Below are 18683 nucleotides of genomic sequence, written 5' to 3' on the forward strand. Positions count from 1 at the left end.
TTGTTTTAAATATTTCAGAACCGCTATATTTGCGCCTCGATAAACGACAAACCAACGCGGTTTTAACTTATCGTTCAGCCTTTAAACGGAGAGATGGGTGAGTGGCTGAAACCAGCAGTTTGCTAAACTGCCGTACTCGCAAGGGTACCGAGGGTTCGAATCCCTCTCCCTCCGCTTGCTTGAAATAGCAGGAATCGGGATGTAGCGTAGTCCGGTCATCGCGCCTGGTTTGGGACCAGGAGGTCGCAAGTTCGAATCTTGCCATCCCGACAAAAAAGCCTTCCAACTTGGAAGGCTTTTTTATTTTCTATAGCTTCATTTTTTACCCGCAGAAACCCCCTAAATAATACAACCGCAGATGGACGCTGACAGAAGACTTAATAAGTTTTTTCAGCGCCCATCTGCGGGTTAAATCTGCGAAAGTCTGCGGGTAAAACTTTAACCAAACTTAGTAAATACGCTACTTGTTTATTTTTTGTTATTTGTAAAATATTGATTGTCAGTATTTTAAAAAATAATTTCAAAGAAATTTCAAGAAAAATAATCCTCTTCAAATCTAAGCGCTGACCAATCGCCGTAAGTCTGTTTGTAATTCAACATTTGAACAATCCATAAAAAAACCAAATTACAAACAGAATGAAAAAGCTAGTAATGTTGCTCGTGTCAGCGTTTATTTTCAACGCATCTTTTGCACAAGAAAAAACAGTTGAAGTAGGTGGAGCTCCTATGTATCCGTCGAAAAACATCGTGCAAAATGCAGTTAATTCTAAAGACCACACGACGCTTGTCGCAGCCGTAAAAGCCGCTGGGTTGGTAGAAACTTTGCAAAGTGCAGGTCCATTTACAGTTTTTGCTCCTACGAATGCTGCTTTTGACAAATTGCCTGCGGGAACGGTAGAAACACTCGTAAAACCTGAAAATAAAGGTACGCTCACTACAGTGTTGACTTATCACGTAGTGGCAGGGAAAATGGATTCAAAAGCAATTGCAGCTGCTATCAAAGCAGGAGGCGGAACGGCTACGTTCAAAACTGTACAAGGTGGAACGTTAAAGGCAATGATGAAAGGGAAAAAATTGGTTCTTACTGATGAAAAAGGAGGTATGTCAACAGTAACAATCAAAGACGTGTATCAAAGCAACGGCGTGATTCATGTTATTGACACAGTCGTAATGCCAGGATAGGTAAGTGCGGATGGTTGGCTTACGGCCTGCGAGCGGTGGATAATTTCCACCGCTTTTTTTATTTTGTGCCAACTAAAACAAACTTCCCTGCAATCCTCCCTTTTCAAATTCAATAAGCCATTTTTTGCGCCAAAGTCCACCTGCATAACCCGTAAGACTACCGTCGGAGCCAATGATGCGGTGGCAGGGCACAATGAGCCAAATGGGGTTTTTGCCATTGGCAGCCGCCACGGCACGAATGGCTTTTTCGTCGCCTAGTTGCCGAGAAAGTGCTAAATAAGAAGTGGTTCGGCCAAAAGGGACAAGGAGTAAGTCCTGCCAAACGCGTCGTTGAAATTCGGTTCCTTTGGGATTTAGCTTTAGGTCAAAAACTTGACGTTTCCCTTCAAAGTATTCTTTTAATTGGACTACACAGCTCTGAACTACCTCACAGGTTGGGGCTTCGACGGCAGGAAAGGCATCGTTGGTAATGGTCACTTTTTGGATGCCGTCGTCGTCACCTTCAATGTGAGCTACTCCGAGGGGCGTTTGCAAATACGCAATAGACATGGGTTGTAGTTGATAAAATTGAAATAAAAATAGGTTTTTTTTGCATATAATCGTAATTTTGCGCGCAAATTTTTTAAAACAACTTACTATGTCTGCTGTTGTAGAAACGGCCAGTGTTTTGGCCGACCGCATTAACGCGTTAGAAGAGTCTTCTACGTTGGGAATGACCAAAAAAGCGCGCGAACTCGCCGCACAAGGTCATAAAGTGATTAGCTTGAGCGTTGGTGAGCCCGACTTCAAGACCCCCAAGCACATCTGCGAAGCTGCAAAGCAAGCCATCGACGAAGGCTATCACGGCTATTCGCCAGTGGCAGGTTATGCCGATTTGCGCAAAGCCATTGCTGATAAGTTTAAGAACGAGAATAATATAAATTGGAAACCTGAAAATATCGTGGTTTCAACGGGGGCGAAGCATTCGTTGGCTAACGTAATTCAGGTATTGGTAAACCCAGGCGACGAAGTGGTGATTTTGTCTCCATATTGGGTGAGCTATTCCGAAATGGTGAAGTTGGCGGAAGGGAAATCGGTGATTGTGGATGGTAGCTTTGAAAATGATTTTAAAGTAACACCTGAGCAATTGGAAGCGGCCATCACGAGCCGTACCAAAGTAGTAATGTTTGCTTCTCCAAATAACCCAACGGGTTCGGTATATAGCGAAGAAGAACTTCGTGCGTTGGCAGCGGTGATTGCAAAATACGAAAATGTGTATGTATTGGCCGACGAAATCTACGAATACATCAACTTTACACCACAAGGTCACTTTAGCATTGGCTCAGTAGCCGAAATCCACGACCGTGTGGTTACGGTTAACGGAGTAGCCAAAGGGTATGCCATGACAGGATGGCGCATTGGTTACATCGGTGCTGCTAAATGGATTGCCGATGGGGTAGAAAAATTGCAAGGCCAAGTAACTTCAGGAACGGGTTCAATTTCACAGCGTGCTGCGTTGGCTGCCATCACAGGCCCTAAAGATGCCGCCAAAGAAATGTGCGAAGCCTACGACCGTCGCCGTCATTTGGTGGTTGGTTTGTTGAAAGAAATTCCAGGATTCAAAGTAAATATGCCACAAGGTGCGTTTTATGCGTTCCCTGACATTAGCTATTATTTCGGTAAAACGGATGGTAAAACGGCCATCAACGACTCGGATGATTTCTGCATGTGGTTGTTGAACGAAGCGTTCGTAGCCACAGTTGCAGGTTCTGGTTTTGGAGCACCAAACTGTATGCGTATCTCAACGGCTGCTTCGGACGAAAACTTAACCGAAGCATGTCGTCGTATTGCAGAAGCCGTAGCAAAATTGTATTAGTCACAAACTGCGACTGACGAAAATAGGTGTACCCCGAGAAAGCAAACGCGCTTTTTCGGGGTCTTTTTTTGCTATTGCTTTGGAAGCTTTTTAAGTATGGCTGAATCAATATAAAACGTACCAAAAGGAATAAAGCATGCCAATAAAACTTTCCAAGTTACTGTTCGGAAAGGCCAACGTTGTTCAAGGCTTATTTTGAGGGTACTAAAAACAAAAAGTACAAAAAGGATACCATGGACAGGGCCAATGGCTTTTACCCAACTTGGATTATGCGCTATGTACTTGAGCGGGACCGCTACAAAAACGAGCAATAGTAGAGAAATACCTTCCAAAAAGGCAATAAGCCGTAACCGACCTACGGAGGTCGTGAAAAAAGAGCTCATAATGTAAATGTTAGAAAGTTCTAAAAAGTGGTCGAGTAGAGAGCGGAGAAAATGGCCAAGGTATGGCAATAAAAATAACCAAGAGGGTCAATCCAAACCAGAAAAACATGGTTTTGAATTTATCGTGGTCGGTGACTTTTCGTTTTGCTAACGCCGAACCGATGGTGACAAGAACAACCGCGATAAACATTAGCAATGGATGAATCAATCCGAAAAATGTTAAATCAATGTGTTGAAAACCCATTCGGATATGTTTCAAAAAATACATTGCCATCGGGCTTTCGCTGTAAATCCATAAGCCGAGCATCAACTGAATATGGGCCATAGTAGCTGTCCAATGCCGAAAAGCGTTATCGGCTCTTGTGAATGGACGGGGTTGGCGAATTCCTAAATAAGCCCTAATCAGGGAGATAACTAAGCTGGCGACGACCAACCAACGAACCGTGGAATGTAGAAATAAAAGAAGTGAGTACATAAATCTTTTTTTGGCAAAGGTCGTTGCTAACCGAATACAAAAGTAGGACGAGAAAAGCCGATATTAGGACAAATCAATCCTTTTGCGAAACTCAAGCGGACTAATTCCTACGTATTTTTTAAATAGCCTACTAAAATAAGAAGCGTCTAGTAAGCCAAGTTCGGTAGCAATTTCACTGATACTCAGTTTGCTTTGAAACAGGAGCACTTTGGCCTCCAGCACGAGCGTTTCATCAATCCATTTGGAGGGAGATTGGTTTGTAACATCACGAATAATTTTGTTGAGGTGGTTGGGGCTAACGTGGAGTAATTCGGCGTATTCACTCACAAGATGTTTACTGCGAATGTATTGATGTAAGAATGCTTTGAAGCGATTGGTTAGGTGCAAAGACGTCGTGCTTTTTCCTTGTGCCAGTGGTTGATAAGCCGTATTTAACTCGCACAGTGCCGCAATAAAATAGGGCTGAATCAACGAACTTCCCAAGCCGTATTGTTGGTATTCGAGCTGTACCCGTTGAAAAAGCATTGCTAAAAAAGGGGCGCTTGACGGCTCTGGGCGAATGATGGGGTTGCCCCAAAGCGTAAGAAACTCAAATTGGTCAATCAGTTCTTTACTGCCAATTTTACCAATGAGAAAATCACTGCTAAAAACAGCGATGTATCCTTGATTTTGCTCGTATTTGTCGTAGGAAAAGACCTGTCCAGCGGGTACAACAAGGCATTCGTTGGCTTGAATGCAAACATCGTGGAAGCCAATTTTCATGGTAGCTTCCCCTGACGTTAAGTAAATAAGCGAGTGCGTAGTGGAGCGAGAAGCGGGAACGGGTAATTTAGACAGTTTTATCAATTCTTGCACATCTACAATAAAGAAGCGCCCAAAGTCGGGGCGCATCATTTCTTGCAGCGGAGGCTCAGGCTCAAAATACCTATCGACAAATTCGTAGGTCGAAAACGTTTTTATTTTTTTTGACACGGCACTTGTCTCGTTTATTCGACGGCTTCTTGGTACCATTTTTCAAAATTGGCAGGAGCCTGCCAAGGGTGTTTTGGCTCGTAATAATTCCAAAGCGCTTTTGCTACCTTTCTAAGTAAAACATAACCAGCGTTATTGGAGGTCCAACTTTCGTCTTTGTTGTTTTTGGTAATGACACAATACACGTACTCTCCGTGAGGCGCATGAACCAAGACGGCTTCTGAGCGAGAGCGATTGACCGCGCCATTTTTACAGGCCGTTTTGATTTCAGGGGGAAGTTGCGAAAGCCCTTCGCCGTCCCAATATTGGCGGGTTAAGTTGCGGTACATACGGTCGGAGGCGTCGGGGCTAATGGCTTTTCCCGCCCGAATCATTGCAATGAGTTCGGCCATTTCGCGGGGACTGGTTTGTCCCCAGCCGTAACGCGTGCGGTTGGCTTCGCGGCCAGGGGTTCGCGAATTGACTCGGGTGGCCGTGAATCCGTTTTTGTCCAACCATTCGTTGATACTTTTGCCACCTCCCGCTAAGGCTTGACACCAAAGACTGCCTGTGTTGTCGCTGACGGTTTCCATGAGCATTACCACTTCGCTCAGCGGAATTTTTGCGCCGTCTTTGAGTGAGCCCACAATCCCATCGTCGTAGTGTAGCGAATCTTTGTAGGTAAGAATGGCATTGTATTTTAACTCACCCTTACTGATTTTGTCAAACAACCCGCACTGAATCGGTACTTTAATCATGCTGGCGGTAGGAAACAGCGTATCGGCATTGATTTCGACGATTTTGTTGGTTTTCAAATTCCGAACGTAAATCCCGACATCTCCCTCGTGTCCCTTGATGAGTTCTTGAAGAAGCGCCGTAAGTTTTTTGTCCACTTTGGGGTTACCAATTGCGGAAGGCTGAGCCGATGCTGTAATAATACCGCAAAGGCAAATGATGATAAGAAAGGAAAGGCGAGATGATGAAAACATGGGTTGGTGTATTGGGAATTAAAGTGTGCTTTTGGTTGCTCACAACCGAAATAGTGCGCTACGTTAGTGAACCAACGTGGTGGTTTTGGAAAGCTGGTTATTCTCAAAATCTGACAGGTTTTGCAACGTCACTTGGGCGATTTGAGTGAGGGCTTCTTCCGTAAAAAAGCCTTGGTGCGCTGTAATCAGCACATTTGGAAAACTCATCAGTCGCATGAGCATATCGTCTTGGATGATGCTTTCCGAAAAATCATTGAAAAACAAATCGGCTTCTTGTTCATAGACATCAATGCCTAAATATCCTAATTTTCCGTTTTTTAGGGCATTAATAACCGCTTTAGTGTCGATAAGCCCGCCGCGACTCGTATTGATGAGCATGGCGTTAGGTTTCATTTTTTCGAGCGACTCGCTGTTAATGAGGCGATTGGTTTGGGGCGTGAGCGGACAGTGCAGTGAAATTACGTCCGACTGGGCAAATAGCTCGTCTAATTCCACAAATTGAATTCCTGCATTGATAAGAACAGGATTGGGATGAATGTCATAAGCCAGTACTTTGCACCCAAACCCTTTCATAATGAATGCAAAAGCCTCCCCAATTTTTCCTGTTCCGACCACACCGACGGTTTTCCCGTACAAATCAAAACCCGTGAGGCGTTCCAACGAAAAATTCCCTTCACGGACGCGGTTGTAAGCTTTATGCGTTTTTCGATTAAGCGTCATGATGAGTGCCACGGCGTGTTCGGCCACGGCGTGAGGCGAGTAAGCAGGTACACGAACGACGGCAATGCCCTGTTTTTGAGCCGCTTGAAGGTCCACATTGTTGAAACCCGCACAGCGTAGGGCGATGATTTTGATGTTTCGCGCGGCGAGTTGTGTAATGACTTCAGCGTTGAGTTGGTCATTGACAAAGACGCATACCCCGTCGTAGCCGTTGGTCAAATCAACGCTTTCGGCGTTGAGGGGATTTTCAAAGTATTTTAACTCATGGTATGTATTGTAGCGGTTAAAATAGATTTTATCGTAGATTTTTGAACTGAAAAATGCAATTTTCATACCTTTTGTGTGACTTAAAACTAAAATAACGGTCTAACGATTTGCAAGGACTTAAAAAACACTTAGATTTGAGCCTTGTGAATCAAATATAGTATAAACCAAACAAAATCTTTTTCAACCATGGGACTCATGTCATTTTTTAAGGGTGTTGGAGAAAAAATCTTCGGCAAAGACGAACCAGCTGCAGCACCTGAAAAAGTTGCGGAACTCAAAGCAGGCGCGTTGTTACAACACGTAAAAACGTTGGGCTTGCCTTACAATAAACTTATTGTAAAAGTTGCGGGTCACACCGTTATTATCGAAGGTGAAGTTGCGAAACAAGAAGACGCTGAAAAAATCGCGTTGGCAGTAGGAAACGTTGAAGGCGTTGAAGCTGTTGATAACAAAATGGAGGTAGCTGAACCAGCTCCAGAGGCTCAGTATCACACAGTTGTAGAAGGTGATTGGCTTTCTAAAATCTCAGCTAAGTACTACGGAGACCCAATGAAGTACGAAATTATTTTTGAAGCAAACAAGCCAATGTTGACTCACCCTGACAAAATTTACCCAGGTCAGGTGTTGCGCATTCCGCCGCTTTCATAATTCAACTTTCTGAAAGTTTTAACCCAACTTCCCGAAAGTTTTGAACTTTCGGGAAGTTCTCCTCAAGCCCTTCTAAGCGTCATTTCTTGGAAGGGCTTTTTTGTTTTTACTACCCCCAAAAAAGTGAAACTGATTTTTATCATGGTTTGGGTTAACAAAAAGTCATAAAAGGCTAGTGGGAAAATGATTGTTTTGAGAACAAACATTTTAACCATCGTCGCACTATGACAAAACGTATTTCTTCCTCGACACCCATTGCGGCCCCAAGCCCCGCGTCAGAATCGGTAGTTGCTAGTTCCATTGTTGATGTAAATGAAGTGGATGCGTCCATTCAATTGTCCGAACTGCGCAACCTTCGCACCAAAAAAGACCTGTCCGATTTATTTAAACGCAACAACTCTGATCCCCGTAAAGTGCTGGAAACCATTCGCTACGAAGAGGAATTGGAGAAATTACAAATCGAACTAGTAAAACTTCAACGTTGGGTACAGGCCAAGGGAAAACGGATTGCGATTTTGTTTGAAGGGCGCGATGCGGCTGGAAAAGGAGGAACCATTCGGCGATTTACGGAACACCTCAATCCCCGTGCGATGCGGGTGGTGGCCCTACCCAAACCGACTGAAGAAGAAAAAGGTCAATGGTATTTTCAACGCTACGCCAAGCAACTTCCCAACCGTGGCGAAATTGTTTTTTTTGACCGAAGCTGGTACAACCGCGCGGTGGTTGAGCCAGTCAATAACTTTTGTACGGAAGGGCAATACGATATTTTTATGCAGCAAGTGCCTGAGTTTGAGCACATGTTGTACGAAGACGGACTTATCATTATCAAGTTTTGGTTTTCGATTTCCAAGGAAGAACAGTTGAATCGGTTCAAATCGAGAAAAGCCAATCCGTTGAAACAGTGGAAATTAAGCCCCGTAGATATGCAAGCACAAGAAAAATGGACGACCTACACGAAGTTCAAAGAACAGATGTTTAGCAAAACGCACACTTCGTTTAGTCCGTGGATTATTGTGAAGGCCAACAACAAACAAAAAGCGCGTTTAGAAAGTATTCGGTACGTATTGTCCATTATTCCTTACGAAGGAAAAGACAAAAGCGGTGTTTCACTCTATCCCAATCCTAATATCATTACGCGTTTTCACCGAAATGCAATGACGGTGGATTGATAGCTACCTTCCCGAAAGTTTTTTAAACTTTCGGGAAGGTTTCAGACTTGAGGGGAGGCTTTCTTTCTCCGATACGCCTGTAATTGTTTCAGCGGAAAAGGCAGGTTATTATAATGCAGCACCGAATACCGTTCGGGCTGAGCACCGAAGGAAGCATAAAACGAGGCAATGGATGCCTTTTCGGGACTTTCAAAGTCGAAAATATAGACTGAGTTGGCGTAGGTTTGAAAGAGTTGATCAATCAACAATGTACGCGCGTTGCCTTTACGCCCGACGGGAGAGGCGGCGTTGAACAAATAAATAATGCGCTGATCGTGGATGGCAAACAGCGCTCCAGCTTCTATTTTTCCGTCTTTGAGCGCATAGATAAGGCGCGCGGCGTTTTGGTATCGCAATACTTCTACCACCTTGCGTAATAATTCGTAAGCCGTTTCGGCCACGCCACCCTGAATGTTGGCAGCATGGTTTTCTTGAAACAATTGTATCAGTGGGTCAAGGTCTTGGCTCTCGGTGATTTCCCACCCAAAACGAAGCGCCCGTTGTAGGTTCATCCGACGGTCGGGAGAATAGCGTTGACGGAGGGTAGGGTAGGGTGCATCCAGCGGAAAAAGGTGCGTGTAGCAGTGCCGAAGTTCAAATTGTGGAGGAAATTGTTCTCCCAAAAACCGCCCAGAATAACTAGAAACGTACCGAAAATGCGTAGAAAGAGCTTCCAAAAAAGCAGCTTGCACCGAGGCAAGCTCGACCGAAGGTGCAGTGAAAATTCCTAAAAATTGACAGTAAAATGGCTGTTGGACTACGTTTAACCCCCATTTTTGCTGAACAGGCAACGGCATGATGGCCTTCCAAATTCCTTCTTCTTCCCAAACCAATGCCTGCCACTGCGGTGAAACCACCTCCAAATACCACGAATAGGCATACACGACCCGCTGCGGGGAAGCCGCAATAAAAGCATCCCAACGGCTAAGGGAAAAATCGGTATGCGGGAGGAGGTGGAGGTTACCCAAAATTACTCCGAATTTTTTGGAGCGCTTCTTTGACTGCTTCGTCTTGTTCCATCAAATCACTGATGGTCTGTACGGCGTGAATGACCGTGCTGTGGTCGCGGCCGCCAAAGTGATAGCCAATGGATTTCAACGACAAGTCGGTGAGTTCTTTGGCAAAATACATGGCCACTTGACGCGGGAATACCAACTCTTTTTTACGGCTCTTGCTTTTCAAATCGGCGATGGTCACGTCGTAAAAGTCGGATACAATGTCCTGAATCGTGTCGATGTTGACTTCCTTTTCTTCGGTAGAAACAATGTTTTTCAACACGTTTTTGGCCAATTCAAGGTCAATGTCGCGGCGGACGAGCGATGCCTGCGCCATAAGGGAGATAATTACGCCCTCAAGTTCGCGAACGTTGGTATTGACACTGTGTGCCACGTACTCAATCACACTTGCTTCAATGTAAATCCCCTCGGCTTGGAGTTTGCGCTGAATGATGGCAATCCGCGTTTCGAGGTCGGGTTGTTGGAGGTCGGCCGTAAGTCCCCACTTAAAGCGCGAAAGCAAACGGTCTTGAAGTCCTTGTAATTCACTCGGACGACGGTCGGAGGTCATGATGATTTGACGTCCCGATTGGTGCAAGTGATTAAAAATATGGAAGAAAGTATCTTGCGTTTTTTCTTTGCCCGACAAAAACTGCACATCGTCCAAAATCAACGTATCCACCCGCATGTAGAAGTCGGTGAAATCTTGCAGGGTGTTGTTTTTGATGGCGTTGATAAATTGGTTCGTAAATTTTTCCGAAGAAACGTACAACACCGATTTATCGCCAAAATGACCTTTGATGTGGTTACCGATGGCTTGTACCAAGTGTGTTTTGCCCAAGCCCACGCCGCCATAAATCAGAAGCGGGTTGAACGAAGTAACGCCTGGGCGCTGCGCGACGGCCATTCCAGCCGAGCGGGCCAAACGGTTGCAATCTCCCTCGATGTAGTTATCAAAACTGTAATTGGCATTGAGAAACAAATCCAACTCCGTCGTATCAATCCCTCTTACGGGCGGTGGAGCAGGCTTTCGGGGTTCAGAAGCTGCTTTCTGACGCGCCTCGGCCGCTACGGGCGAGTTGGTCGTCGGAACGTGCACCTTAATCGGCGGCTGGCGGTCGGTGCCAGTGTCAACAATGATAGAGTATTCGAGTTGTCCTTCACGGCCAATAGCGAAATCGAGTGCGCGTCGAAGAACGTGAATATAGTTTTCTTCGAGCCACTCATAAAAAAACTGACTAGGTACTTGTATGGTCAAAGTTTTCCCATCAAGCCGAAAGGGGACAATCGGCTCAAACCAGGTTTTAAAACTTTGTTCGGAGATATTTGCCTTGATGACTTGCAGGCATTTCTCCCATACCTCATCGACTTCGCGGCGTAATTGATAGTTCACTCAACTCTATTTTTTGGACAAAGGGCTGCAAAATTAGGGAAAACTTACGCATAAACAACAAGCAGGAGGTGCTGATTTTTGTCAGAAATGCAGTTTTTTTGCAAAAAATCATGGGTTTTTTGCGCATCTATATCTATATAGCAGCAAATCCAGCACAAGGCTTGAAACGGAAAGTTATTCCCTCTATTTTTACCCCATCGTTATAAAATTATTTTTTCTTTAAAAAGTACCAAACTTCATGAACTTACCTCTTTTCTCCGAATTTTCCCCCGCCTCCAAAGAAATTTGGAAACAACAGACCCTCAAAGACTTAAAGGGAAAGGATTTTGAGGCAACCTTGTTTTGGAAAACGGCGGAAGGGATTGTGGTCGAACCTTACTATGCGGCGGAAGACCTTGTGGACGAGCGTTTTGTGGAAATACAAGCCTGCCAAGTCAAAAATACGGGTTGGCTCAATCAGCCACAAGTGGGAGTAGGGGAAGAAAAAGCAACCAATGCCCAACTCAAGGCATTACTTCAAAAAGGAGTGGATGCGTTGACGTTGGATTTGACAAAAAATCAAAAAATAGAACTGACAAAATTGCTCGATGGGATAAAGTTGAGTGAAACGCCCGTTTTTTTTCAAACAGGAGGACGAGAAGCGGCCACCGTTTCGGAATTACTCCGATTTATTCCTTACCAAATGAAAGGCGGTTTGGCCGACGACAGTTTGGCGCGTTGGACGCAAACGGGGGAACTTTCAGCCACGTATTTTGAAGAGTTGGCCAACTGTATTCGACACACTCAAACATCGCCGCAGTTTCGGACGGTGTGCGTCAGTAGTCATGCGTTTCATAATGCAGGGGCAACTACTGCGCAAGAATTGGCCTTCACACTCTCGTCGGCTGTGACCTACCTAGATAAACTTACCGATGAAGGGCTTTCGGTCGAAGATATTTTGCAAAAAGTATATTTCTCGTTGTCGATTGGTACGAATTATTTTTTGGAAATCGCTAAACTCCGTGCACTGCGGTATTTGTGGGAGCGAATCAGTGGGCAGTTTTTGAAGGAAGGAGATACCTCCTTGCGTCAAGCGAACTGCTACATCCATGCGCAGACATCGACGTTTTATGAGGCAGCCACCACGCCCAATACCAATATGCTACGCGCCACGACGGAGGCCATGAGTGCGGTTATGGGCGGTTGTGATGCGTTAACCGTTCACGCGTACGATGCAGTTTTTCAGGAAACGGACGAGTTCTCAGAGCGGATTGCTCGGAATATTTCCATTTTGTTGAAGGGGGAAAGTTATTTAGACAAGACTATTGACCCTGCGGCGGGAAGTTATTACCTCGAAAACCTGACGCTTCAATTGGCCGATGCGGCTTGGGCATTGTTCTTGGCTATTGAAGAAAAAGGTGGGTTTATGGAGGCAATTGCCCAAAATTTTATTCAAGATGCCATTGAGGAGAATTTCCAACAAACGCTCAAAGCTTTGGAAGAAGGGAAACGTGTGATGGTGGGCGTCAATAAATTTAGGTTTGATGATGGCACCGTTGTGATACCTCCCGCCATTGATGAAAAGTCCATTCAATCAGCGTTTAAATTACTTGTCAACCGTCGAATTGCCCAATCGTTTGAAGTATAAAAGCTAGGATAGAATGACCACACCAGATAAAGTAAGTCGGTATTTACAAATCCTGCTCATGGGGGCAGTGATTATGTATTTCACCAAAGTGATTAGCATTCCGATGATGTTTGGGTTACTGATTGCGATGGTACTTTACCCGCTTTGTCGGTGGCTTGAACAACGTCGTTGGCCTCGTAGTGCTGCCATTGCGGCGTGTCTTGCCATTGTGTTGGTGATTGGCGCGGGCTTGGTTGGAATTATGGTGTGGCAAGTGGTCGAATTACGGCAGGAACTACCACGATTGACGCTGAAAAGTGACAAGATATTGGTTGATTTTCAACAGTGGCTCACGACGAAATGGCATATTTCGCTTGACATGCAAATCAATTGGCTGCGACAGACGGCTAATAATTTGGGCAGTCGATTGGGAGCAGTGCTGTTGGGGACGGTCAATGCGACGGCAAGTTTACTGTTCAATTTGGTGATGATACCGCTTTTTACGGCCTTGTTTTTAAGCTACCGAGAACTGCTGATGCGGGGCTTATATCAACTTTTTGGCGATGCAAACCGCAACCGAGTAAGGGTGGTAGCGATGCAAACGGTAGATACCTATTATAACTACATCAAAGGCTTGCTCTTGGTATATTTGATTGTTGGTATTCTCAACAGTGTGGGCTTGGCCATTGTGGGGTTAAACCAAGCGATTTTGTTTGGTTTTATTGCGTCCATTTTGACCATCATTCCTTACGTTGGGATTGCGATTGGGGCGTTGCTGCCCATTTCGGTTGCTTGGATGATGCACGATTCTATTTGGTATCCGTTGGGTGTGGTGGCGGTTTTTGGCATCGTTCAGTATTTGGAAGCCAACGTCATTTTTCCTTGGGTGGTAGGCGTACAATTAAAGGTAAATACGCTGGCGTCGGTAGTGGCGTTGTTTTTGGGCGGGGTTATTTGGGGGGTATCGGGCATGGTGTTGTTTTTGCCTTTTGTGGCTATTTTAAAGCTCATCGCCGATAATGTGGACGAGTGGAAACCCTTAGCGACGTTTTTAGGGCCTGATAAATAAAAACCCATCTGTGTGCATCCGTACGAAAAATGGTATGAATTAACATTTGAACTATAAATTATGAAACCCAACTTCCTCAACATAGAAAAAGAACTAGCTACTTCCTTGCGTCAACACGACAAATTGCAAGAGGGGTTAAAACCCTTCGTTACCGCCGAAGGCATCAAAGTAAAAACAACTTTTACCAACGCAGACGTAGCCGATGCCGAACATTTGGGGTTTGCGGCGGGTATTCCTCCCTTTTTGCGCGGCCCGTACAGCACTATGTACGTGATGCAACCTTGGACGGTGCGCCAATATGCAGGTTTTTCAACGGCGGAGGAGTCCAATGCGTTTTACCGTAGAAACTTAGCCGCAGGGCAAAAAGGACTTTCAGTGGCGTTTGACTTAGCAACGCACCGTGGGTACGATTCCGACCACCCGAGGGTAGTGGGTGACGTAGGGAAAGCAGGGGTAGCCATCGACAGCGTGGAGGATATGAAAATTCTTTTCGACCAAATTCCCCTTGACCAAATGTCGGTTTCGATGACCATGAACGGGGCCGTGGTTCCGATTATGGCCTTTTATATTTTGGCCGCCGAAGAACAAGGCGTTTCGCCCGAACAGTTGGCAGGAACGATTCAGAACGATATTTTGAAAGAGTTCATGGTGCGCAACACCTACATTTATCCTCCCGCGCCAAGTATGCGGATCATTGGGGATATTTTTGCGTACGCAAGCCATTTTATGCCCAAATTCAACAGCATCAGTATCAGTGGCTACCACATGCACGAAGCGGGCGCACCTGCCCACATTGAGCTTGCTTATACGTTGGCCGACGGGTTAGAATACATTCGTACGGGCTTGGAGGCGGGGATGGACATTGATGATTTTGCGCCGCGTTTGTCGTTCTTTTGGGGAATTGGCATGAACCATTTTATGGAAATTGCCAAAATGCGTGCGGGACGATTGCTATGGGCAAAAATTGTGAATAAATTTTCTCCCAAAAACAAAAAATCGCTGGCATTGCGTACCCATTGCCAAACCTCAGGCTGGTCGCTGACGGAGCAAGACCCGTTTAACAACGTTGCGCGCACGGCGATTGAAGCGATGGCGGCGGCCTTGGGCCACACCCAAAGTTTACACACCAATTCGCTCGACGAAGCCATTGCCCTTCCTACCGATTTTTCGGCGCGGATTGCTCGGAACACCCAATTGTATTTACAAAATGAGACGGACATTTGCCGCGTTGTAGATCCGTGGGGAGGGAGCTACTACGTCGAATATTTGACCAAAGAATTGGCTGAGAAAGCGTGGGCGTTGATTGAAGAAGTGGAGCGAATGGGCGGAATGACGAAGGCGATAGAGGCGGGCCTTCCCAAAATGCGCATTGAAGAAGCGGCTGCCCGTAAACAAGCCCGCATTGATAGCGGCAAAGATATTATTTTAGGGGTCAACAAATTTAAACCTGACTCGGAGAAGGCGCTGGATATTTTGGAGGTGGATAATCAGGCCGTTCGAGAGTCGCAAATTGCGCGGTTGAATCGTTTGAAAGCCGAGCGCGACCCCGAAAAAGTACGAGAAGCATTGGATGCCATTACGGAGGCGTGTCATCGGCAAGGAGGAACGGATTTTGACTCCAATTTGCTCAGTTTGGCCGTAAAAGCGGCGCGTTTGCGCGCAACTTTGGGAGAGATTTCGGAGGCAATGGAAAAAGTTTTTGGAAGATATAAAGCCGTGATACGTTCAATTTCAGGAGTATATAGTGCGGAGGTTTCGGACGATGAAAACTTTCGTTTGGCCCGCGAGATGGCCGACCGTTTTGCCGAACTTGAAGGGCGTCGTCCGCGTTTGATGGTGGCTAAAATGGGGCAAGATGGCCACGACCGTGGCGCTAAGGTGATTGCGACGAGTTTTGCCGATTTAGGTTTTGACGTGGACATGGGGCCGCTGTTCCAAACCCCAGAAGAAACGGCTCGCCAAGCGGTGGAGAACGATGTGCACGTAGTAGGAGCGTCGAGCTTGGCAGCGGGGCACAAAACCCTCGTTCCGCAACTGATTGAAGAACTCAAAAAACTAGGCCGCGAAGATATTATGGTGATTGCGGGCGGCGTGATTCCTCCCCAAGACTACGATTTCTTGTACAAAGCAGGGGTAAAAGGTGTTTTTGGCCCAGGGACAATTATCTCCATTGCTGCTCAGAAGATTTTGAAGGAATTGATGGGAGAGTAGAGAGAATAATAGGAGGATATTCTGTACTAAAAATATAATAAACTCGTTTGTAATAGAGTCTGTCTATTGCAAACGAGTTTATTGTTTAATGAGAAAAATATATGAAGAATTTTTTATACATCCTTCTTTTTCTTGCTTTTGTGAGTTGTAAAGACTCTGATGATCAAGGAACTATTCCGTTGAACCCGAATGAGCCGTTTGGGGCGCGCTACCAAGTCATGTTGAACTATCATATAAAAGTAATAGATTATGCCAACGGCTATAAGTCGTATTGGGTAGAAAAAGGAGGGAATCAAGCGGTGGTTCTATTTACATTAGAGCCAGGTGCCGACAGAACTTGCTGCGATAATGGTTCTCCCTTTATTGCCTTTGAAATTGACCCTAACCAACCCAAATTTGAATATACTACGCCACAACAGCTTGAAAATGCGAAAGCAAATACAGGTTTAACAAACAGTTTTGCAGGGCGTCAGTCGTATGGATTAAAAGACGGAAAAGTGAGTGGTGTGAAAGTGACACCCAAGGAATGGCAAATCACCATTGATATTCCTCAAAAAACGAATGGCTTTTACAATGGTATGGTGGTGAAAGGGAATTTCGTTGAAATATAAAACCTAATTTCCTGCAAGAAATGCAAAGTAAATGGATGCCTTTAGTTTTGACACTGTGCTTAGCGATGGTATTAAGCTTGCTTGTCTCAAAATTTAAGAACTGGAAGTCGAGAGAAAATTTTGGTACTGCATATAACGACGAACGAGAAGGTTTGGGGATTCCTCCTATTGGCCGTAAATGGTATTTTTCAACAGACACTGTAAAAGTCCATAATATCGTCAACCTACATTGGTTTAAATATGAAAACCCAGAAAAGGTAATTTATAATTCTACCATATTGCCTCAGCACATCAGTAAAACAGTAGTTCTCACCAATGGCAAGCGTTCGTTGGAGCGTGATACTTATTATTTCAAAAGCAATGGAGTGTTTCAAACGTTGACTTTGAGTTATGATTTTGACGAAAAAAAATGGGGTAGTTCGTTGGAAGTAGATTACAACGCGGATATTTTGATGGAGATGAATGCCGAAATTACTGAAAATCTGGAAGAAATATCGTTAAATAATGAGGTGACTCTTGAAATTAGAAATCGGGTGATAAATGAAGTATCAAAAAAATACCAGCCCAGAATGAAGGCGCCTTCTAACACTTATTTTGAAGTAAATGCCTTACAAAAAGCCGATAGCATTTTGGCCAGTTGGAAACTACGGCGGGTTGGAGGTTAAAAAAAGCAAGATTCAAACCTGTAGCCCCGTTAGCAATAGCGGGGCATTTTTTGTTATTTTGAGACGTACTGATTTTCTAAAATAGACTTCCGCCCCATAAAAAATTAGAAAAACCACTTTCGGGACGATAGCGGCCAATGAGCTGACAATCTCCAACTGATAATTGTTTTGTCCGATCTGTTAACGTTTTGAGGTCGTATGGCGTGCAGGTCTCTTTTACTTCAAAAGCTATTTCTCCGTTTAAAATAAAATCAATCTCTGTACCAGCACTTTTTTCAAAGTATTGAATTTTCCCCAGAGGTTGCAATTGATTGGCAATCTTGTTTTCGAACAAAGCTCCGCTACTGACTTTGCCACAAACTTGAAGTAAGCCCGTGTCAGAAAAGTACATTTTGGGTTGTTTACTGATTTCTTTATCAATTCCGTTTGTTAAGGGAGAAATGGTCTGAATAAAGTAAGTGTATTCGAGAAGGTGCAGATAATCTTTTATCTTGTGGCGGTTAAGCCCCGTTAAGCTTGCAAGTTTGGTATAATCAATTCGACTACCTACTCGATTAGCCAATAATAAAATGAGTTTATACAAACTATCGCTCACAGAGAAGTCGGATAATAGCTTAATATCAAGCTCAATATAGGCATTCAAAACGTCTTTGAGGTAGTCGATTTTATCCTGATGGGTATCGGCAAGAACAACCTCAGGAAATCCACCGAATTGGATGAATTCTTCGTATAGGTCGTGCCATAAATCAAAATAAGTGGGTAAGAACGGCCGAAATCGCTCACTCAGTAAACGATTTGCATCAAAACCTTTGAAAGTGACAAACTCTTCGAAGTCAAGTGGCCACATCTCAAAAATTTGCTTTCGGCCAGCTAAACTTTCCGAAAAATGATTTTTCAAGTAAAACGAACTCGAACCTGTTACCAAAAATTTTATGTCATAAGTATCGTATAGACTTTTAATTACGCTTGTGCTGTTGGGGACAAGTTGAATTTCATCAAGAGCGAGTACAGCAGGTTGTTTTAGGTTGAGCCCTAATGCGACTAATCCTCGTTCAATGTCATTGTATGATTGTTGGTTGAAAAGGACTCTGTTTTCAATACGCTCGAAATCTAGGTATAATTTGTTTGAATGGGTTACGTGGTCGAGTAAATAGCGTAAAGCTGTGGACTTTCCCACCCGCCTCATGCCAGTGATTACCGTAACTTGCCTTTTGGGTAAGTGGGTTAATAATTGCGAAAAAGTTTTTCTATTGTACATATTATCGGAATTTATGTATAAATATATGACAAAAATTCCAGAATTGGCATTTAATAAACAACTATTAGTAATGAAAAGGAAGGAAAGACACGGTTTGGATGGCTAATTGTGACTAGGGCGGTCTTTACTGACAGTTAAATTTAAACCTGATACCTCCGTTAGCAATAGCGAGTCATTTTTTGTTATTTTGAGACGTA

18 protein-coding genes and 2 tRNA genes are annotated in these 18683 nt (G+C 44.5%); 11 read left to right on the forward strand and 9 right to left on the reverse strand.

The features are described from left to right. Positions 1–87 precede the first annotated feature (87 nt). The 3 genes from FHS57_RS17285 (at position 88) to FHS57_RS17295 (ending at position 1182) form a co-directional block, all read left to right on the forward strand. Positions 88–174 (forward strand) — tRNA-Ser (locus FHS57_RS17285). A gap of 21 nt (positions 175–195) precedes the next feature. Continuing rightward, positions 196–270: transfer RNA gene (locus FHS57_RS17290), tRNA-Pro, on the forward strand. Between the two features lie 366 nt (positions 271–636). Beyond that, positions 637–1182: a fasciclin domain-containing protein gene (locus FHS57_RS17295; protein ID WP_183975862.1), complete on the forward strand. Its 546-nt coding sequence runs from the start codon at positions 637–639 to the stop codon at positions 1180–1182. Between the two features lie 72 nt (positions 1183–1254). On the opposite strand, the gene FHS57_RS17300 is transcribed toward FHS57_RS17295, so the two are convergent. Then, positions 1255–1731, reverse strand: coding sequence for a methylated-DNA--[protein]-cysteine S-methyltransferase (locus FHS57_RS17300; protein WP_183975864.1), 477 nt, complete (start codon positions 1729–1731; stop codon positions 1255–1257). Positions 1732–1819: 88 nt separating this feature from the next. Between FHS57_RS17300 and FHS57_RS17305 the strand changes: the two genes are divergently transcribed. Further along, the gene (locus FHS57_RS17305; protein ID WP_183975866.1) at positions 1820–3037 is read left to right on the forward strand and encodes a pyridoxal phosphate-dependent aminotransferase; all 1218 of its coding nucleotides are present in this window, start codon (positions 1820–1822) and stop codon (positions 3035–3037) included. A gap of 71 nt (positions 3038–3108) precedes the next feature. Here FHS57_RS17305 and FHS57_RS17310 read toward each other — a convergent pair whose 3' ends face one another. The 5 genes from FHS57_RS17310 to FHS57_RS17330 all read right to left on the reverse strand — a co-directional run bounded on the left by FHS57_RS17310 (position 3109) and on the right by FHS57_RS17330 (position 6888). Continuing rightward, positions 3109–3420 carry a DUF3817 domain-containing protein gene (locus FHS57_RS17310; protein ID WP_183975868.1) on the reverse strand — a complete coding sequence of 104 codons (312 nt, stop codon included), beginning with the start codon at positions 3418–3420 and terminating at the stop codon, positions 3109–3111. A gap of 10 nt (positions 3421–3430) precedes the next feature. Then, positions 3431–3895 (reverse strand): hypothetical protein, encoded by a 465-nt coding sequence (locus FHS57_RS17315; RefSeq protein WP_183975870.1) that lies wholly within the window; start codon positions 3893–3895, stop codon positions 3431–3433. 63 nt (positions 3896–3958) lie between these two features. Beyond that, positions 3959–4867: an AraC family transcriptional regulator gene (locus FHS57_RS32100; protein ID WP_183975872.1), complete on the reverse strand. Its 909-nt coding sequence runs from the start codon at positions 4865–4867 to the stop codon at positions 3959–3961. Between the two features lie 14 nt (positions 4868–4881). Next, entirely contained in the window at positions 4882–5835 is a 954-nt protein-coding gene (locus FHS57_RS17325; protein WP_183975874.1) for a serine hydrolase, read from the reverse strand. Between the two features lie 63 nt (positions 5836–5898). Then, the gene (locus FHS57_RS17330) at positions 5899–6888 is read right to left on the reverse strand and encodes a 2-hydroxyacid dehydrogenase (protein WP_183975876.1); all 990 of its coding nucleotides are present in this window, start codon (positions 6886–6888) and stop codon (positions 5899–5901) included. Between the two features lie 120 nt (positions 6889–7008). On the opposite strand from FHS57_RS17330, the gene lysM reads away from it, so the two are divergent. Both lysM and ppk2 read left to right on the forward strand, forming a co-directional pair. Beyond that, positions 7009–7470 carry a peptidoglycan-binding protein LysM gene (lysM, locus tag FHS57_RS17335; RefSeq protein ID WP_028524782.1) on the forward strand — a complete coding sequence of 154 codons (462 nt, stop codon included), beginning with the start codon at positions 7009–7011 and terminating at the stop codon, positions 7468–7470. A gap of 224 nt (positions 7471–7694) precedes the next feature. After that, positions 7695–8639, forward strand: a complete 945-nt coding sequence (gene ppk2, locus FHS57_RS17340) for a polyphosphate kinase 2 (RefSeq protein WP_183975878.1) — start codon at positions 7695–7697, stop codon at positions 8637–8639. Between the two features lie 41 nt (positions 8640–8680). Here the strand turns inward: ppk2 and FHS57_RS17345 are convergent, their stop codons facing one another. Both FHS57_RS17345 and dnaA read right to left on the reverse strand, forming a co-directional pair. After that, entirely contained in the window at positions 8681–9646 is a 966-nt protein-coding gene (locus FHS57_RS17345) for a GNAT family N-acetyltransferase (protein WP_183975880.1), read from the reverse strand. Then, positions 9639–11066 (reverse strand): chromosomal replication initiator protein DnaA, encoded by a 1428-nt coding sequence (dnaA, locus tag FHS57_RS17350; RefSeq protein ID WP_122929889.1) that lies wholly within the window; start codon positions 11064–11066, stop codon positions 9639–9641. Before dnaA ends, FHS57_RS17345 begins: the two co-directional genes overlap by 8 nt. Positions 11067–11304: 238 nt before the next feature. Here dnaA and FHS57_RS17355 point away from each other — a divergent pair, with 238 nt between their 5' ends. The 5 genes from FHS57_RS17355 to FHS57_RS17375 all read left to right on the forward strand — a co-directional run bounded on the left by FHS57_RS17355 (position 11305) and on the right by FHS57_RS17375 (position 17228). Beyond that, the gene (locus FHS57_RS17355) at positions 11305–12693 is read left to right on the forward strand and encodes a methylmalonyl-CoA mutase subunit beta (protein WP_183975881.1); all 1389 of its coding nucleotides are present in this window, start codon (positions 11305–11307) and stop codon (positions 12691–12693) included. Positions 12694–12706: 13 nt separating this feature from the next. Beyond that, a complete protein-coding gene (locus FHS57_RS17360; RefSeq protein ID WP_183975882.1) occupies positions 12707–13741 on the forward strand; it encodes an AI-2E family transporter in 1035 nt (344 codons plus the stop codon). A 60-nt stretch (positions 13742–13801) separates the two neighbouring features. After that, a complete protein-coding gene (scpA, locus tag FHS57_RS17365; RefSeq protein ID WP_183975883.1) occupies positions 13802–15952 on the forward strand; it encodes a methylmalonyl-CoA mutase in 2151 nt (716 codons plus the stop codon). Positions 15953–16053: 101 nt separating this feature from the next. Continuing rightward, complete coding sequence (locus tag FHS57_RS17370) at positions 16054–16563, forward strand: hypothetical protein (RefSeq protein ID WP_183975884.1); 510 nt, start codon at positions 16054–16056, stop codon at positions 16561–16563. Positions 16564–16640: 77 nt separating this feature from the next. Then, positions 16641–17228, forward strand: coding sequence for a hypothetical protein (locus tag FHS57_RS17375; RefSeq protein WP_221225656.1), 588 nt, complete (start codon positions 16641–16643; stop codon positions 17226–17228). Positions 17229–17304: 76 nt separating this feature from the next. Here FHS57_RS17375 and FHS57_RS17380 read toward each other — a convergent pair whose 3' ends face one another. After that, the gene (locus FHS57_RS17380) at positions 17305–18486 is read right to left on the reverse strand and encodes an ATP-binding protein (protein ID WP_183975886.1); all 1182 of its coding nucleotides are present in this window, start codon (positions 18484–18486) and stop codon (positions 17305–17307) included. Positions 18487–18683: the final 197 nt, after the last annotated feature.

The organism is Runella defluvii (assembly GCF_014195535.1).
GTDB classification, from domain to species: Bacteria; Bacteroidota; Bacteroidia; order Cytophagales; family Spirosomataceae; genus Runella; species Runella defluvii.

Coding starts and splice junctions, on each gene's coding strand:
- FHS57_RS17295 (WP_183975862.1), top strand. CDS start 637: ATGAAAAAGCTAGTAATGTTGCTCGTGTCAGCGTTTATTTTCAACGCA.
- FHS57_RS17300 (WP_183975864.1), bottom strand. CDS start 1,731: ATGTCTATTGCGTATTTGCAAACGCCCCTCGGAGTAGCTCACATTGAA.
- FHS57_RS17305 (WP_183975866.1), top strand. CDS start 1,820: ATGTCTGCTGTTGTAGAAACGGCCAGTGTTTTGGCCGACCGCATTAAC.
- FHS57_RS17310 (WP_183975868.1), bottom strand. CDS start 3,420: ATGAGCTCTTTTTTCACGACCTCCGTAGGTCGGTTACGGCTTATTGCC.
- FHS57_RS17315 (WP_183975870.1), bottom strand. CDS start 3,895: ATGTACTCACTTCTTTTATTTCTACATTCCACGGTTCGTTGGTTGGTC.
- FHS57_RS17325 (WP_183975874.1), bottom strand. CDS start 5,835: ATGTTTTCATCATCTCGCCTTTCCTTTCTTATCATCATTTGCCTTTGC.
- FHS57_RS17330 (WP_183975876.1), bottom strand. CDS start 6,888: ATGAAAATTGCATTTTTCAGTTCAAAAATCTACGATAAAATCTATTTT.
- lysM (WP_028524782.1), top strand. CDS start 7,009: ATGGGACTCATGTCATTTTTTAAGGGTGTTGGAGAAAAAATCTTCGGC.
- ppk2 (WP_183975878.1), top strand. CDS start 7,695: ATGACAAAACGTATTTCTTCCTCGACACCCATTGCGGCCCCAAGCCCC.
- FHS57_RS17355 (WP_183975881.1), top strand. CDS start 11,305: ATGAACTTACCTCTTTTCTCCGAATTTTCCCCCGCCTCCAAAGAAATT.
- FHS57_RS17360 (WP_183975882.1), top strand. CDS start 12,707: ATGACCACACCAGATAAAGTAAGTCGGTATTTACAAATCCTGCTCATG.
- scpA (WP_183975883.1), top strand. CDS start 13,802: ATGAAACCCAACTTCCTCAACATAGAAAAAGAACTAGCTACTTCCTTG.
- FHS57_RS17370 (WP_183975884.1), top strand. CDS start 16,054: ATGAAGAATTTTTTATACATCCTTCTTTTTCTTGCTTTTGTGAGTTGT.
- FHS57_RS17380 (WP_183975886.1), bottom strand. CDS start 18,486: ATGTACAATAGAAAAACTTTTTCGCAATTATTAACCCACTTACCCAAA.